The organism is Sellimonas caecigallum (assembly GCF_019754295.1).
In the GTDB taxonomy this organism is placed as follows: domain Bacteria; phylum Bacillota; class Clostridia; order Lachnospirales; family Lachnospiraceae; genus Sellimonas; species Sellimonas caecigallum.
On the sequence record NZ_VIRV01000050.1, the window covers coordinates 1 to 1,630 of the forward strand.

Here is a 1,630-nt window from a genome sequence, read left to right on the forward strand (position 1 = left end):
AAATAGTCTGCAAATAAAAAGTCAAGCAGAAACAAGCAGAAATTAATGAACTTTGAAAATTTTATACAGGTTGAAAAAAGGGTATCATAACAAGACCACCGCAGTGTGCTGGTCTGAAGCAAAGTATGGGATTGAAATCAGCTTTCTTTGGATTCTTCCAGAGAAGCAAGGTATTCCCTTACCCGTCCGTAATAAATGCGGAGGAACTTATTGGCTCCGGCAGTCATATAGACATAATACGGCTTGCCTTCTGAGCGTTTTTTGTCCATGAAGGTATAGACCGGATCATCTATCGGAGAACGTTTGATCAATCCGTCCATGATCTGAAACAGAGTTTTGCGCAGGCTTGGAGAGCCTTTCTTTGAAGTGCGTACGCTTTTCTGGTTGTGTTTTCCTGAATCATTTTTACCAGGATCGACACCGGCAAAAGCGGTAAGCGCTTCTCTGTGAGTGAAACGGGTAACGTCTCCAATCTCAGCCATAAGCTGGGGTCCAAGGGATGTGCCGACACCGTTCATTGCCATAACGACCGGATATTCCGGGAGCGTGGCGGCGGTCTGATCCATTTTAAGGCGGAGAGCCTCCACTGTCTGGGAAGCGGTGTTCAGCATCGTGACAGCCTGGCGTATCAGCGCCTTTGTGCTGTCATCTTTCGGAAATACGGCGATCAGGTCAGAAGAGCTCTGATAGATCGTTTCCGCCTTTGAGGCACTGAAATTATAACCGTTGCGTTTGCACCACTTCCGGTAATGCTCTGTAAAGGATTGCAGAGACTTGCCGCGTACACAGTCCACATGCCAGTAGGTGTAGACGAAGTCCACCCATTTTTGGGAGCCATCACTGCGGGCAGGGCTGTCAAAGAAGTCATTGGCACCGGGATAGGTTTGATCCAGAAGGGAAATGAGGTTGTTTTTCATGGCAGTTTTCTGGTCCATATAAAAACCGAACTGCCGGTTCATGGTTTTGAGTTGATTGCGCGTTTTATCCATGCTTCCATATTGCTTTAGTTTTGCCCAGCGGTCAAGAGCATAACGGGCGATTTTTTTCGAATCCGCTTTATCTGTCTTTGGAGTACGCAGAGAGTCATCCCCGAAATCCCGGATCAGGATGGGATTGACAGCGCTGACAAAGATGCCTGCGTCAGAAAGCCAGTTGGCAACCGGTTCATAGTATCTGCCGGTATGCTCCATACAAACTTTGGTTTCGCCGTCAAGGCTTTTGATCTGCTCAATAAGAGCGTCGATAGCAGATTGGGTGTGGGGAATGTCACAGGGCGGCATAAGGACCACATCGCCGGGCCTGCGGATAGTGACAGTACTTTTTCCTTTGGAAACATCGATACCAACAGCGTTCATGATAAAAACTCCTCTCTTTGAAATGATTAGCAATGGTCAATACCAGATTTACTCATTGCCTATTCAATCTACTGGGGATTTCACACGAACGAGGGTTCAACCTGCGTAAAACGAATGCTGCGAATGAGGGCTGGTTGGCTGACTATTTTACGGACGTTAAGTCCTAGTAGAAGGTGGCCAGACCTATTGCCATACTCATTCTAACAGCTTAAGCAACAAGATGGGTAATTCCTTACTGGCTGTAAGGGGTATTAACCATAAATATATTGTAGTAG

The 1,630-nt window shown here is 46.7% G+C and carries 1 protein-coding gene; it reads right to left on the reverse strand.

The window, feature by feature from the left end:
* Positions 1 to 137: 137 nt before the first annotated feature.
* Positions 138 to 1,355 (reverse strand): IS110 family RNA-guided transposase, encoded by a 1,218-nt coding sequence (locus tag FLB61_RS12925; RefSeq protein ID WP_087203469.1) that lies wholly within the window; start codon positions 1,353 to 1,355, stop codon positions 138 to 140.
* Positions 1,356 to 1,630: the final 275 nt, after the last annotated feature.

What these genes read in the sequence shown, in the direction of transcription:
- FLB61_RS12925 (WP_087203469.1), bottom strand. Translation starts at nt 1,355, where the DNA reads ATGAACGCTGTTGGTATCGATGTTTCCAAAGGAAAAAGTACTGTCACT.